Raw genomic sequence first — 12649 nt, forward strand, 5'->3', positions numbered from 1 at the left:
TCGCCGTCTATGCCGCCTCCTCCGTCGGCTGCGGAGATGTCACCACTGCCGGGTGGAGGTCGAAGTCCGCCAGGAGGTGGGTGGCGGCACGGCGGCCGGAGAGCAGGGCGCCCTGGACGGTGCTGGTGTCGCGGTGGTCGCCGCAGACGTAGAGGCCGCACAGGAGGCGGACGGGGCGTCGGAGGTCGTGGGGGGCGGTCATCACGGGGACGGCCTCGGGGTCGTGGTGGGTGGCGAGGGGTTCCCAGTCGTCCGTCGAGGTCTCGTACAGCTCGGCCAGGTGTTTGCGGACCGCGATGTCGTCGGTGCCGCCGTCCTCCTGGGGGCCGAGGAGGACGGACGTGACGAGGGCGCGTCCGGACGGGGCGCGGGAGGGGTCGAGTTCGCTGGCCGGGAGGGTGTGCGAGACGGGACCGTGCCGGTCGGCGTCGAGGACCAGGAGGGGCTCGCGCAGCGGGGACCGCGGTGCGGCGTGGTGCACGACGGTCACGGCGTGGAAGCCGGGTACCCGCAGCCCGGGGAGGAGTTCGCCGGCGGCGCGGGCGCCGGTGGCCACCACCACGGCGCGGCAGGGCAGTTCGCCGGTGCCGCGGCCGTCGGTGGCGACGGTGTTGACGGAGACGGCGGTGGCCCGGACGCCGAGCCGGACGGTGCCCGGCGGCAGGGCGGCGGCGAGGCGTTGCGGGACGGTGGCCGCGCCGGAGGCGGGCAGGCACGTTCCGCCACGGGCGAAGCCGCGCAGCACCAGGTCGGCGCACCGGCTGGAGGTGGTGAGTTCCGGGTCGCAGAGCAGGGCGTTGAGCAGCGGCCGGACGAAGCCGTCGAGGAGGCGGGGGGCGAAGCCGCGGGCGGCCAGTGCGGCGGCCGTGGTGGTCTCGGGCCGGGCGAGGAGCCGGGCGGTGGAGGTGGCGGCCAGCCGGTTGAGCGCGGTGCCGAGCCCCGCCCGGTCGAGGGTGTCGCCGAGCGGGGTCCTGGCGGCGGAGAGCACGGCCCGGGCCCGGGTGCCGCGGGTGTCGCCGACGCGGTAGCCGCGGCCACCGGCCCGCACCAGGGCGCCCGGGGCGAACGGGCGCAGCCGCAGCCCCTGGAGCCCCGGGGTGCGCCGGAGTTCGGGGTACGACATGTTGAGCAGCTGTGGACCGTGGTCGAGCCGGAAGCCGTCCACGGTGTCGGTGGCCATCCGGCCGCCGACCCGGGATCCCGCTTCCAGCACGGTGACGGTCAGCCCCGCACTGATCAGATGGTGCGCCGCGGCGAGGCCCGCGAGCCCGGCCCCGATCACGACGACGTCCGCTTGCCGTGCTGTTGAGAGCACGATGCCCCTCCCGGAGGTTGGCTTCGTTCCCCGCTCGCGTCAGCTGGCGCTGGTAGGGGTCATGCCCTCATCACACGTGGCTGATGCACCGGGTGCACGGTGCGATTCAGCCTTTCGGCACTCAGTGCCCGCGCGCGGCCCGGATGCTGTCCTCGATGCCCGGGAACGCGAAGGAGAAGCCCGAGTCGAGCAGCCGCCGCGGCACCACGCGCTGGCTCATCAGGACGTCCTGGGAGAACTCGCCGAGCGCGATGCGCAGGGCGAACGCGGGGACGGTGGCGAGGGTGGGCCGGTGCATGACGCGGCCCATCGCGGCGGTCACCTCGCGGTTGGTGAGGGGTTCCGGTGCCGTCAGGTTCACCGGTCCCGAGAGGCTCGCGGTGTCGATGATGTGGCGGAACGCGGCGATCTCGTCGTGCAGGGAGATGAAGCTCCAGTACTGCCGCCCGTCGCCGAGCCGGCCGCCCAGACCGGCGTTGAAGAGCGGGAACAGCCGTCCCCAGGCGCCGCCCCGGTCGGACACGACGAGCCCGGTGCGGGCGAAGACGGTCCTGATGCCGGCCGCGGCCGCGGGTTCCGCGGCGGCCTCCCAGTCCTGGACGACACCGGCGAGGAAGCCCTCGCCGGCCGGGCCGTCCTCGTCGGTGCGGCGGTCGCCGGTGTCGCCGTAGTAGCCGAGCGCGGTGCCGCAGACGAGGACCTTGGGCGGGGTGTCGAGGGACGCGACGGCCCGGGCGATCGCCGTGGTGCCGAGGACCCGGCTGTCGTGGATCTCCTTCTTGTACGCGGCGGTCCAGCGGTGGTCGCCGACGCCCGCGCCGGCGAGGTGGACGACCGCGTCGCAGCCCGTCAGCCCGTCGGTGTCCACGGACTGCCGAGCGGGGTCCCAGCGGACCTCCTCGGGGCCGGCGGGTTCCCGCCGGACCAGGCGGACCACCTCGTGCCCGTCGGTGCGGAGGGAGTGGACGAGGGCGGAGCCGATCAGGCCTGACGCGCCGGTGACTGCGATACGCATGGGGCCCATTCTGCCGCCGCCGGGACCCGGCGGGGCACTCTGGGGGCGCGGCGCCGCACGTGGCAGAGTTGCCGGCATGGCAGATGTGATGGTCCGTTCGGCGAGCTACGCCGACGAGGCCGACCTCGTCGGGATCGACGTCCGCACCTGGTCCTCGCTGCACGCGGTGCAGCCGCCGCCCGACCCCGGCAAGCCGTTCTACGACGAGCGCCATACGCCGGAGGAGATCCTCATCGCGCAGGTCGACGGGCGGGTGGCCGGTTATGTGCGGATCGTGCCGCCCACCCCGCTGCCGTGCAACGCGCACGTCCGCCAGATACAGGGGCTCGCGGTGGACACCTGGTGCCGCGGCCGCGGCATCGCCCGCAGGCTGATGGACGCGGCGCTGCACGAGGCGGGCCGGCAGGGCGCGACCCGGATGACCCTGCGGGTGCTGGGCCACAACGCCCCGGCGCGGCGGCTCTACGAGTCGATGGGGTTCGCGGTCGAGGGCGTGCTGCCGGGCGAGTTCCTGCTGGAGGGCGCGTACGTGGACGACGTGCTGATGGGCCGGCCGCTGGGCTTCGCCGCGGCGTAGCGCTTCCGCGTAGCCGGGCCGGTCGGCCCGCCTGCTCGGTCGGGCCGGTCAGCCGAAGCGGGCCCACAGCTTGGGAAAGCGGTCCGCCATGAGGTCCGTGTCGTCCATGTCCAGCTGCTCGCCCTCCGGGTCGCCGGGCGGCGGCAGCTCCAGGTCGGGCAGCCGCACCCCGGTCAGCTGCTCGTACGCCTCGTCCGCCGCGTACCCCAGCTCCTCGGCGTCGCCGTCGACCTCCGGGTCGAACTCCGCGACGAGGAAGGCCAGGTCGTCGGGGCTGTGCAGGGCGCCCTCGAAGACATGCCGGCCCTGTCCGATCAGCCAGCAGCGGAAGAAGTCGAACGCCTCGTCGTCGGCGCCGCCCAGCATGATGTCCGCGGCGTTCCACACGTCCCAGCGGAAGGCCCGCGCGAAGCGGGTCTCGAAGTGCCGCGCGAAGTCCGTGACCGAGTCCGGATCGAGCAGCGCGAGCCGCTCGATCAGCAGATCGGCCTGTTCCTCCGGATCACCGTCCGCGGCCGTGCGCGTACTGTCGATGATCTCCCAGAACTCCGTCTCGTCCATCACGCGTCCAGCTTCCCGGTTGCCGGGGCCGGACGCACGCGGAGTGCCCCGTATGCGCCCGTGTCGTTACGCACGTTTGGGCTCAATGGCCGGATGACGTCGCAGCGCGCTCCCCGGCGGTCGCGGAACGGATCGGAGGAAATCATTCCGCCAGGCTCAGCCGGTACTCCACCGTCTGCCGGACGGGCACGAAGCCGAGCCCCGCGTTGATCGCCACCATGTGCCGGTTGTCGTCGGCGTTGTCGGTCTCGATCTCCGTCACGCCGGGCAGCTCGGCGGTGATCCGCTGGATCATCGACGCCTTCATCCAGCGCCCGAGCCCGTGTCCGCGGTGGCCGGGGACGACGGCCGTGTCGTACTGCAGCGCGCGGCCGGCGCCGTCGGCCGGTACGACCAGCTCGGTGTACCCGGCGACCGAACCGTCCGCGGCACTGATCGCGGTCACGGTGATCAGCTGTTCGCCGCGCTTGGCGAAGAGCTCGGAGGCGGACCGGACCCGCTCGGCGTTCCACGGCACATGGCCGTGGGGGATCCCGCCGGCCGGCCCGGCGCCCATGGCCCGCTTGGCGAGCGCGAAGCCGTCGATCAGGGCGTCGGGGGCGACGCCCTCCCAGGTCTCCAGCCGGTAGCCCGGGTGCTGCTCGCCGGCGAGCGCGCCGATCGCTGCGGTGTCCATGCTGTCGAACCGCAGCCGCCGCCAGGTGAGCTTCAGCGCCGGGGTGAAGGCGCGGGTGGCCAGGAACCGGTCGCCGGGGGTCCCGACCGTGGTTCTGGTGACGAGGCTGCGGCGCCCGTCGCCGCGGGCCGCGCCCACGGCGGTGTCCAGCAGCAGGGAACCGGCGCCGAGGCGCCGGTGGGCGGGATGCGAGTACAGCTCCATCGCGGCGACGTGGGAGCGTCCAGGCTCGTCGAACAGCCGCAGCGCGGCGGTTCCCACCGGCGCCCCCGCGGTGTTCCGCGCCAGCCACAGCAGCTTGCGGCCGTCGGCGCTCGGCGTCGTGAGCTGGGCCGACACATCGTCCGACGAGGGCACCGGATCACCGGGCAGGTCATGGCCGAGGGCGGCGGTGAGCACCTGGTGCCAGTCGTGGAGCTGCGCGCCGGTGGGCTCGGTCAGCAGATCTATGTGAAGCGGCAAGATGCCTCCGGAGGAAACCTGGCACAGAGTGCCGGGTATGGCTGCGACGGTCATGCAGTACGTACCACTACAGGAGGTGCGGCGTGGCCGACAAGGCGAATGACAGGCCCGGGGGCAAGGTAGTCCGCTCTGCCGGAACAGTCCTCTCTGTCGGACGGTCCTCACCGCCGCAACGCCGACGCCCCCGGCCGCCGCAACGCCGACGCCCCCGGCCCGGCGTACCGGGTCGGGGGCGTCGCACTGCGATCACCTCGCCGCGTCAGGGACGCGGCAGGAGTCTCAGAGACCGATCTCGGTCTCGAACTCGGCGGCTTCCAGGATCTCCTTGACGGCCGTCAGGTAACGGGCCGCGTCGGCACCGTCCACCAGGCGGTGGTCGTAGGAGAGCGCCAGGTACGTCATGTCGCGGACACCGATGACGGTGCCCTCGGTGGTCTCGATGACCACCGGACGCTTGACGGTCGCGCCGATGCCCAGGATGGCGGCCTGGTTCGGGGGCACGATCACCGTGTCGAACAGCGCACCGCGCGAGCCGGTGTTGCTGATCGTGAAGGTGGCGCCGGACAGCTCGTCCGGGCTGATCTTGCTCGCCCGGACCTTGCCGGCCAGCTCCGCGGTCCGCTTGGAGATACCCGCGATGTTGAGGTCGCCCGCACCCTTGATGACCGGAGTCATCAGACCCTTCTCGGAGTCCACCGCGATACCGATGTTCTCGGAGTCGAAGTAGGTGATGGTGCCCTCGTCCTCGTTGATCCGGGCGTTGACGACCGGGTGGGCCTTCAGCGCCTGGGCCGCGGCCTTGACGAAGAACGGCATCGGCGAGAGCTTGACGCCCTCGCGCTGCGCGAACGCGTCCTTGGCCTTGTTGCGCATCTGCATGACCTTGGTGACGTCCACCTCGACCACGCTGGTGAGCTGCGCCTGGCTGTGCAGCGCCTTCATCATGTTGTCGCCGATGACCTTGCGCATGCGGGTCATCTTGACCGTCTGGCCACGCAGCGGGGACGCCACCAGGGCGGCCTTCGGAGCGGGCGCGGACGCGGCCGGGGCCGCGGTGGCCGCGGCCTTGGCGGCCTCGGCGGCGGCGAGCACGTCCTGCTTGCGGATACGGCCACCGACGCCGGTGCCCTTGACCGAGGACAGGTTCACGCTGTTCTCGGAGGCGAGCTTACGGACCAGGGGGGTCACGTAGGCGCCGTCGTCACCCGAGGTGGCCGGTGCCGGAGCGGCGGCCGGGGCCTGGGCGGGAGCGGGGGCCTGGGCGGGAGCGGCGGGTGCCGGAGCCGGGGCGGCGGGCGCGACCGGAGCCGGTGCCTGGGCCTGCGGGGCCGGGGCGGCCGGTGCCGGAGCGGCCGGAGCCGCGGCGGGGGCCGGAGCGGCGGGAGCCGGTGCCGGGGCGGCGGCCGGAGCCGGAGCCGCGGCGGCCGGGGCAGCCGCCGGAGCGGAACCCGCGGCGCCGATGATGGCGAGCTTGGCGCCGACCTCGGCGGTCTCGTCCTCGTTGATGAGGATCTCCAGGAGGACACCACCGGTCGGGGCCGGGATCTCGGTGTCGACCTTGTCGGTGGAGACCTCGAGCAGCGGCTCGTCGGCCTCGACGGTCTCGCCGACCGACTTGAGCCAACGGGTGACGGTGCCCTCGGTGACCGACTCGCCCAGTGCGGGCAGCAGGACCGGGGTGCCCTCGGCGGAACCCGAAGGAGCGGCGGCCGGGGCCGGGGCCGCGGGGGCCTCGGCGGCCGGAGCCGGCGCGGCGGGGGCCTCGGCGGCCGGAGCCGGCGCGGCGGGGGCCTCGGCCTGGACGGGAGCCGGGGCCGGAGCCTCGGCAGCGGCCGGGGCGGCGGCGGGCGCGCCCGAGCCGTCGTCGATGATGGCCAGCTCGGCGCCGACCTCGACGGTCTCGTCCTCGGCCACCTTGATGGAGGCCAGAATGCCGGAGGCGGGCGACGGGATCTCGGTGTCGACCTTGTCGGTCGACACCTCGAGCAGCGGCTCGTCTGCCTCGACGCGTTCACCCTCGGCCTTGAGCCAACGGGTGACGGTGCCCTCGGTCACGCTCTCGCCGAGCGCCGGAAGGGTTACGGAAACCGCCATGGTTGCGGTTGCTCCTAACGATCTGTGCGGATGGGGTGCGTGGTGAGGGGCTTAGTCGTGCGAGTGCAGCGGCTTGCCCGCGAGGGCCAGGTGGGCCTCGCCGAGCGCCTCGCTCTGGGTCGGGTGCGCGTGGATGAGCTGGGCGACCTCGGCCGGCAGCGCTTCCCAGTTGTAGATCAGCTGGGCTTCGCCGACCTGCTCGCCCATACGGTCACCGACCATGTGGACGCCGACGACGGCACCATCCCTGACCTGGACGAGCTTGATCTCGCCCGCGGTCTTGAGGATCTTGCTCTTGCCGTTGCCCGCGAGGTTGTACTTCAGGGTGACGACCTTGTCGGCGCCGTACAGCTCCTTGGCCTTCGCCTCGGTGATACCGACGGAGGCGACCTCCGGGTGGCAGTACGTGACGCGCGGAACACCGTCGTAGTCGATCGGCACGGCCTTCAGACCGGCCAGCCGCTCGGCTACCAGGATGCCCTCGGCGAAGCCGACGTGCGCGAGCTGGAGCGTCGGGACGAGGTCGCCGACGGCCGAGATGGTCGGCACGTTGGTCTGCATGTACTCGTCGACGAGGACATAGCCGCGGTCGAGCGCGACACCGGCCTCCTCGTAGCCCAGGCCCTGCGAGACCGGGCCGCGGCCGACGGCGACGAGCAGCAGCTCGGCCTCGAACTCCTTGCCGTCGGCGAGGGTCACCTTCACACCGTCGGCCGTGTACTCGGCCTTCTGGAAGAAGGTGCCGAGGTTGAACTTGATGCCGCGCTTGCGGAACGCGCGCTCCAGGATCTTGGAGCTGTTCTCGTCCTCGAGCGGGGCCAGGTGCGGCAGGCCCTCGATGATCGTGATGTCCGCGCCGAAGGACTTCCACGCGGAGGCGAACTCGACGCCGATGACGCCGCCGCCCAGCACGATCGCGGACTTCGGGACGCGGTCCAGGACCAGCGCGTGGTCCGAGGAGATGATGCGGTCGCCGTCGATGTTCAGACCCGGCAGCGACTTCGGCACGGAGCCGGTCGCCAGCAGGAGGTGGCGGCCGGTGTAGCGCTCGCCGTTCACATCGACGGTGGTGGGGGAGGACACCCGGCCCTCACCCGTGACGTAAGTGATCTTGCGGCTGGCGACCAGCCCCTGCAGACCCTTGTACAGGCCCGCGATCACGTCGTCCTTGTACTTGTGGACACCCGCCATGTCGATGCCATCGAAGGTGGTCTTGACACCGAACTGCTCGCTCTCACGAGCCTGGTCGGCGATCTCGCCCGCGTGCAGCAGAGCCTTTGTGGGGATGCAGCCGTTGTGCAGACACGTGCCACCGAGCTTGTTCTTCTCGATCAGGGCGACGTCCAGGCCCAGCTGCGCCGCGCGCAGCGCCGCGGCGTAACCGCCACTGCCGCCGCCGAGGATCACTAGGTCGAAAACGGTGCTGGCGTCGTTCGCCACGTCACGTCCTCCATGCATGGGTACGCCGGAGCCGGTCTGTGGTGACCGGGCGGCGGCTGTTAATTCGGCCGCTATGTCTGAAAACTTCGAAAACTGGGCCCTGTCGTGCCGACCAACATCTTCGCACTTGTTCGCGGCGGACGGGCCACCGGGCCGGGGTCTGAGACGGACTTAAGCCTCATCCCGGGAGGCTACTGGCCCGTAAGGGGCACTCCGGGCGCTGGAATCTCGCTCAGGGCGAACACCTGCCCGGTCGCGCGTACGGCCCCGGGCGTGCTAGCCCGGGGCCGTACCTTCGTACAAACGAGCACTGAATTCCGGCTGAAACGCGGGGCCGGAAGCGCGTCCGCTCGGGGGTTGTGCTCAAAGGTCTTCGAAGGTCCTCGAAGGTCTTAGAGGACGTCGCCCGCAGCGGTCTTCTCGACCAGCCGGACCAGGGTGCGGACCGCCGTGCCGGCGCCGCCCTTGGGGGTATAGCCGAACGGCGCGCCCTCGTTGAACGCCGGGCCCGCGATGTCCAGGTGCGCCCAGGTGATGCCCTCGCCCACGAACTCCTGCAGGAACAGACCGGCCACCAGGCCGCCGCCCGCCCGCTCGCCCATGTTCGCGATGTCCGCGACCGGGGAGTCCATCGCCTTGAGCAGCTCCGGCGGCATCGGCATCGGCCACGCCTGCTCGCCCGACTCCGTCGCCGTCTCGTGCAGCACGGTGCGGAAGCCGTCGTCGTTCGACATGATCGCGAACGTGCGGGTACCGAGCGCCAGCACCATCGCGCCGGTCAGCGTCGCCACGTCCACGATCGCGTCCGGGTTCTCCTCGGAGGCGCGCGCCAGCGCGTCCGCCAGGACCAGCCGGCCCTCGGCGTCGGTGTTGAGCACCTCGACGGTCTTGCCCGAGTACATCTTCAGCACGTCACCGGGGCGCGTCGCGTTGCCGCCCGGCATGTTCTCCGCCAGCGCCAGCCAGCCGGTCACGTTGACCTGCAGGCCCAGCTTGGCCGCGGCCACGACGGTCGCGAACACGGCGGCCGCACCGCTCATGTCGCACTTCATCGTCTCGTTGTGGCCCGGGGGCTTCAGGGAGATGCCGCCCGAGTCGTACGTGATGCCCTTGCCGACCAGCGCGACGGTCTTCTTCGCCTTCGGGTGGGTGTACGCCACCTTCACCAGCCGCGGCGGGGTCGCCGAGCCCTGGCCGACGCCCATGATGCCGCCGAAGCCGCCCTTGAGCAGCGCCTTCTCGTCGAGCACCTCGACCTTGAGGCCGTGCTCCTTGCCCGCCGCCTGGACCGCGGACGCGAACGCCTTCGGGTTCAGGTCGTTCGGCGGCATGTTGATCAGGTCACGCGCCCGGTTGACCTCCTCGGCCACCGCGGTCGCCCGCTCGGCCGCGGCCTTGTGCGCCTTGTCCCGCGGCTTGGCGCCCACCAGGGCGATCTCGCCCAGCGGACCCTTGCCGCCGGCGCTGTCCACCCGGTACGCCGTGTACGCGTAAGCGCCCAGCAGTGCGCCCGTCGCCACCGCCTCCACGCCCGCCGCGTCCGTCGCCGGCAGCGCGAACGCCGCCTTCTTCGTCCCGCTCAGCGCACGCGCAGCGGCACCGGCCGCCCGGCGCAGCGCCTCGGCGTCGTAGCCGGCACCGTCGGCGGGCGTCTCACCCAGACCCACAGCGAGCACGACCGCCGACTTCACGCCGGACGGAGCCGGCAGCTTCGTCACCTCGCCCTCGCCGCCCGAGGCGCCGAGGAGTTCCAGCGTCGCGGCGAGCTTGCCGTCGAACGCCGCGTCCACGGCCTCCGCACCGGCGGCGACCTCGGGGCCCTTGGCGCCCTTGGTCACTCCGATGACGACGGCATCCGCGCGCAACGCTGCGCCGGAGGAAGTGCTGAGTGTCAGTGCAGTCACGGTGAGGGTGGTCCTGTTCCGTCGAATGTTGTCGGCCGAGGGGTGGGCCGGCCGCGCCCCTCGCATCGTATTCCGCCACGCCCGCGGGGCGGCACGCCAGGGCTGCGCCGCCTGTGCCGCGGTCGAGCCTACGCCTGGCGGGGCGCGTCGAGGGCCCCTGCCTTCACGGCGTCGAGGAACGCCCTGAGCCGGGCGGGGGTGGTCGTCACGATCATCCCGGGTTCGGTGCTTTCGCGTATGGATACGCGGGCGCCGGTGACGGCCAGCTGTATGCAGTTGCTGCTCTCGGCGCAGTGCGAAGACTTCTGCCAGTCCGACGTGGACAAGGGTCCTGCCTTTCAGAGGCTCTGGGCGATCTCACGGATGAAGTCCCGGGACTCGCCGGGGTTGAGAGCCACCCGGTCCAGCCGGTCCAGAATGTCGCGGTACTTGGCCAGCTGAGCCTCGGCGTCCAGGAGCGCCGGGCCGTGTGACTGGTCGAGCAGGACGGTGTCCAGTTGCGGGACGGCGCCGGACGCGTACGCGATCGTCTGACCGGAGCCCGGGAAGCCACCCGCGGCGAAGGGGATCGCCGTGATGGTGACGCCGTCGCGCTCACTCATGTCCAGGATGTGCTGCAACTGCTCGCGGGAGGCCGCCCGGCCGCCGAACTGCATCCGCAGGGCGGCCTCGTGGATGACCGCGGTGTAGGGGAGCGGGGCGTCCCGGTAGAGGACGGCCTGCCGCTTGATCCGGTGGGAGAGCCGGTGTTCGATCTCCGGCGGCGGCAAAGCGGGCACCGCCTCGCGGAAGACGGCCCGCGCGTGGTCGACGGTCTGCAGCAGGCCGGGCAGGCTCACGGTCTGCGCGGTACGCAATTCGACCGCGTAGTGCTCCAGTTCGGCGATGTCGAGCATGCCGGGCGGCAGAACGCCCCGGTACTCCTCCCACCACTGGCGCCTGCGTTCCCCGGTCATCCCGGTCAGGGCCTCGATCAACCCGTCGTCCGAGCAGTCGTAGTTGCAGGCGAGCGTGCGGACCCGGTCCGCGCTGAGCCCGACCCGACCGGTCTCGATGTTGCTGATCCGCGCCTGGTCCCCGCCCAGCAGCGCTCCGGCCTCGCGAGCGGACATCCCCGCCTTCTCCCGAAGCTTGCGCATCTCGGCACCCAGGCGCTGCTGACGTGCTGTTGGCGTTGTCCTCGGCGGCATTGGCCCCTCTTTCCGATCGCGGCCAAGTCTGCCGTTCCGAGTCCCGAGGGTCCATTGGACGACAGATCTACCGTGTTCGGTAGAAACCATCTAACTCAAAGCCCTACTGTGTGACGCACGCCACTCAACCCCGTCCGGAGGGCAACATGTATGCCGTGCAGCCGTCGTGTCCCGACCCCGCCCGCCGCCCAGCGGAAACGTGGGAGTACTACCTCCAGTTGCCGCACGACCCCCGCGCACCCGGGATCGCCCGGACGACCGTCCGGGCGATCCTCGTGGCGCACGGCTTACGTGAACTCGTCGACACGGCGGCCCTGTTGACCTCCGAGCTGGCGACGAACGCCTACCGCTACGCGCAGGGCCCGGCCTCGCTGCGGCTCAACTGGGAGCCGCGCCGGCTGCGGGTGACGGTCCGGGACAACAACCCGGAACTCCCGGCGGCCCTCGCGCCGGATCCGGACGCGGACGGCGGGCGCGGGCTCTTCCTGCTGGACCTGTTCTCGGACCGGTGCGGCGGATACGCGCTGGGGGAGGAGCCGTTCGGGCTGTGCGGCAAGCTGATGTGGTTCGAACTGGCGGCGTACTGACCGGGGCGGAAATCCAGAGGAGAGGCGACACCATGACGGCCGAGGCCGATTTCGAGGCATTGATGCGGATCATGCCTCCCCACGCCGGTGCGGGCAATGTCGTGGACTGGGCCACGGTCGAACGGGGATGGGGGTTCTCGTTTCCTGCGGACTATAAGCGGTTCATGGAGGTGTACGGCGGGGGCGGCATCGACGATTACCTGGAAGTGATTCCGCCGGAGCCGTTCGGCCCGAACGCCGTGTTTCAAGGCATGGTTTCCGAGACGCTCAATGCCCGTGCCAATTGGGATCTTCGCCCTGGAGAGCAGGGCCTGGCGGCCGCCCCTGCGTCCTTGGTGACGTGGGGGATCGATTCCAGTGCCGACCTGCTGTGCTGGGTAACGGATGGTCCGGACCCCGACCGTTGGCCGGTGATGGTGTGGGATCAGAACGGCCGACAATGGAAGACGTTTGACTGTGGCATGCCGGGATTCCTGCTGCGTGTGTTCCGGGCGGAGTTCGACGAATGCCCTTTGGGGGACCTCTCGCTGTGGGGAGAGGCTGATCCGCGATTCCTTCATGCGGATGAGGAGAAGCGCCTGCGCGACGCGGGGCTGGATCCGTGGACCGGTGAGCCGGACCCGTTCGCCGATGAGGAGTACGACTGAGCGGCGCAGGCGAAGAGGTTCAGCGGCGCCCCAGTGCGACGGGAATGTCAGCGGCCGGGACCTGGGAAAGCCCGATGGTTCCCGGGTGTCCGGAAGGGGACGCTTGTCCTGTTCGCCCTCGTCCGGGAGGACTTCGGCTGGTGGGATCGGGGGGTCCCAGCAGGTAGTCGAAGGGAATCGC

Annotated in this window: 11 protein-coding genes and 1 pseudogene; 3 read left to right on the forward strand and 9 right to left on the reverse strand. The window is 71.6% G+C overall.

The window, feature by feature from the left end:
• Positions 1-7 precede the first annotated feature (7 nt).
• Together LNW73_RS24130 and LNW73_RS24135 are read right to left on the reverse strand one after the other, a co-directional pair.
• Positions 8-1327: pseudogene (locus LNW73_RS24130) on the reverse strand (NAD(P)/FAD-dependent oxidoreductase); the annotation flags it as partial.
• A gap of 109 nt (positions 1328-1436) precedes the next feature.
• Positions 1437-2330 carry a TIGR01777 family oxidoreductase gene (locus LNW73_RS24135; protein WP_374118176.1) on the reverse strand — a complete coding sequence of 298 codons (894 nt, stop codon included), beginning with the start codon at positions 2328-2330 and terminating at the stop codon, positions 1437-1439.
• A gap of 76 nt (positions 2331-2406) precedes the next feature.
• Between LNW73_RS24135 and LNW73_RS24140 the strand changes: the two genes are divergently transcribed.
• Complete coding sequence (locus LNW73_RS24140; RefSeq protein WP_250991361.1) at positions 2407-2907, forward strand: GNAT family N-acetyltransferase; 501 nt, start codon at positions 2407-2409, stop codon at positions 2905-2907.
• 48 nt (positions 2908-2955) lie between these two features.
• On the opposite strand, the gene LNW73_RS24145 is transcribed toward LNW73_RS24140, so the two are convergent.
• From LNW73_RS24145 to LNW73_RS24175, 7 genes are all read right to left on the reverse strand, one after another.
• Positions 2956-3468, reverse strand: coding sequence for a DUF4240 domain-containing protein (locus tag LNW73_RS24145; protein ID WP_250980132.1), 513 nt, complete (start codon positions 3466-3468; stop codon positions 2956-2958).
• Between the two features lie 142 nt (positions 3469-3610).
• A complete protein-coding gene (locus tag LNW73_RS24150) occupies positions 3611-4606 on the reverse strand; it encodes a GNAT family N-acetyltransferase (RefSeq protein WP_250991362.1) in 996 nt (331 codons plus the stop codon).
• Positions 4607-4885: 279 nt separating this feature from the next.
• Positions 4886-6700, reverse strand: a complete 1815-nt coding sequence (gene sucB, locus LNW73_RS24155) for a 2-oxoglutarate dehydrogenase, E2 component, dihydrolipoamide succinyltransferase (RefSeq protein WP_250991363.1) — start codon at positions 6698-6700, stop codon at positions 4886-4888.
• A gap of 51 nt (positions 6701-6751) precedes the next feature.
• Entirely contained in the window at positions 6752-8140 is a 1389-nt protein-coding gene (gene lpdA, locus LNW73_RS24160) for a dihydrolipoyl dehydrogenase (RefSeq protein WP_250975505.1), read from the reverse strand.
• Between the two features lie 392 nt (positions 8141-8532).
• Positions 8533-10044 carry a leucyl aminopeptidase gene (locus tag LNW73_RS24165; RefSeq protein WP_250991364.1) on the reverse strand — a complete coding sequence of 504 codons (1512 nt, stop codon included), beginning with the start codon at positions 10042-10044 and terminating at the stop codon, positions 8533-8535.
• Positions 10045-10172: 128 nt separating this feature from the next.
• Entirely contained in the window at positions 10173-10370 is a 198-nt protein-coding gene (locus tag LNW73_RS24170) for a DUF397 domain-containing protein (protein WP_250991365.1), read from the reverse strand.
• Between the two features lie 12 nt (positions 10371-10382).
• Positions 10383-11234, reverse strand: coding sequence for a helix-turn-helix domain-containing protein (locus tag LNW73_RS24175; RefSeq protein ID WP_250991366.1), 852 nt, complete (start codon positions 11232-11234; stop codon positions 10383-10385).
• A gap of 146 nt (positions 11235-11380) precedes the next feature.
• Between LNW73_RS24175 and LNW73_RS24180 the strand changes: the two genes are divergently transcribed.
• Both LNW73_RS24180 and LNW73_RS24185 read left to right on the forward strand, forming a co-directional pair.
• Positions 11381-11821 (forward strand): ATP-binding protein, encoded by a 441-nt coding sequence (locus LNW73_RS24180; RefSeq protein WP_250991367.1) that lies wholly within the window; start codon positions 11381-11383, stop codon positions 11819-11821.
• 32 nt (positions 11822-11853) lie between these two features.
• Positions 11854-12468, forward strand: a complete 615-nt coding sequence (locus LNW73_RS24185) for an SMI1/KNR4 family protein (RefSeq protein ID WP_250991368.1) — start codon at positions 11854-11856, stop codon at positions 12466-12468.
• Positions 12469-12649: the final 181 nt, after the last annotated feature.

Origin of the sequence: Streptomyces sp. RKAG337, assembly GCF_023701715.1 — a bacterium.
Classification (GTDB): Bacteria; Actinomycetota; Actinomycetes; order Streptomycetales; family Streptomycetaceae; genus Actinacidiphila.

Bases quoted from the DNA above. Each gene is read 5' to 3' on its own strand.
- LNW73_RS24135 (WP_374118176.1), bottom strand. From the start codon at position 2,330: ATGCGTATCGCAGTCACCGGCGCGTCAGGCCTGATCGGCTCCGCCCTC.
- LNW73_RS24140 (WP_250991361.1), top strand. From the start codon at position 2,407: ATGGCAGATGTGATGGTCCGTTCGGCGAGCTACGCCGACGAGGCCGAC.
- LNW73_RS24145 (WP_250980132.1), bottom strand. From the start codon at position 3,468: ATGGACGAGACGGAGTTCTGGGAGATCATCGACAGTACGCGCACGGCC.
- sucB (WP_250991363.1), bottom strand. From the start codon at position 6,700: ATGGCGGTTTCCGTAACCCTTCCGGCGCTCGGCGAGAGCGTGACCGAG.
- LNW73_RS24175 (WP_250991366.1), bottom strand. From the start codon at position 11,234: ATGCCGCCGAGGACAACGCCAACAGCACGTCAGCAGCGCCTGGGTGCC.
- LNW73_RS24180 (WP_250991367.1), top strand. From the start codon at position 11,381: ATGTATGCCGTGCAGCCGTCGTGTCCCGACCCCGCCCGCCGCCCAGCG.
- LNW73_RS24185 (WP_250991368.1), top strand. From the start codon at position 11,854: ATGACGGCCGAGGCCGATTTCGAGGCATTGATGCGGATCATGCCTCCC.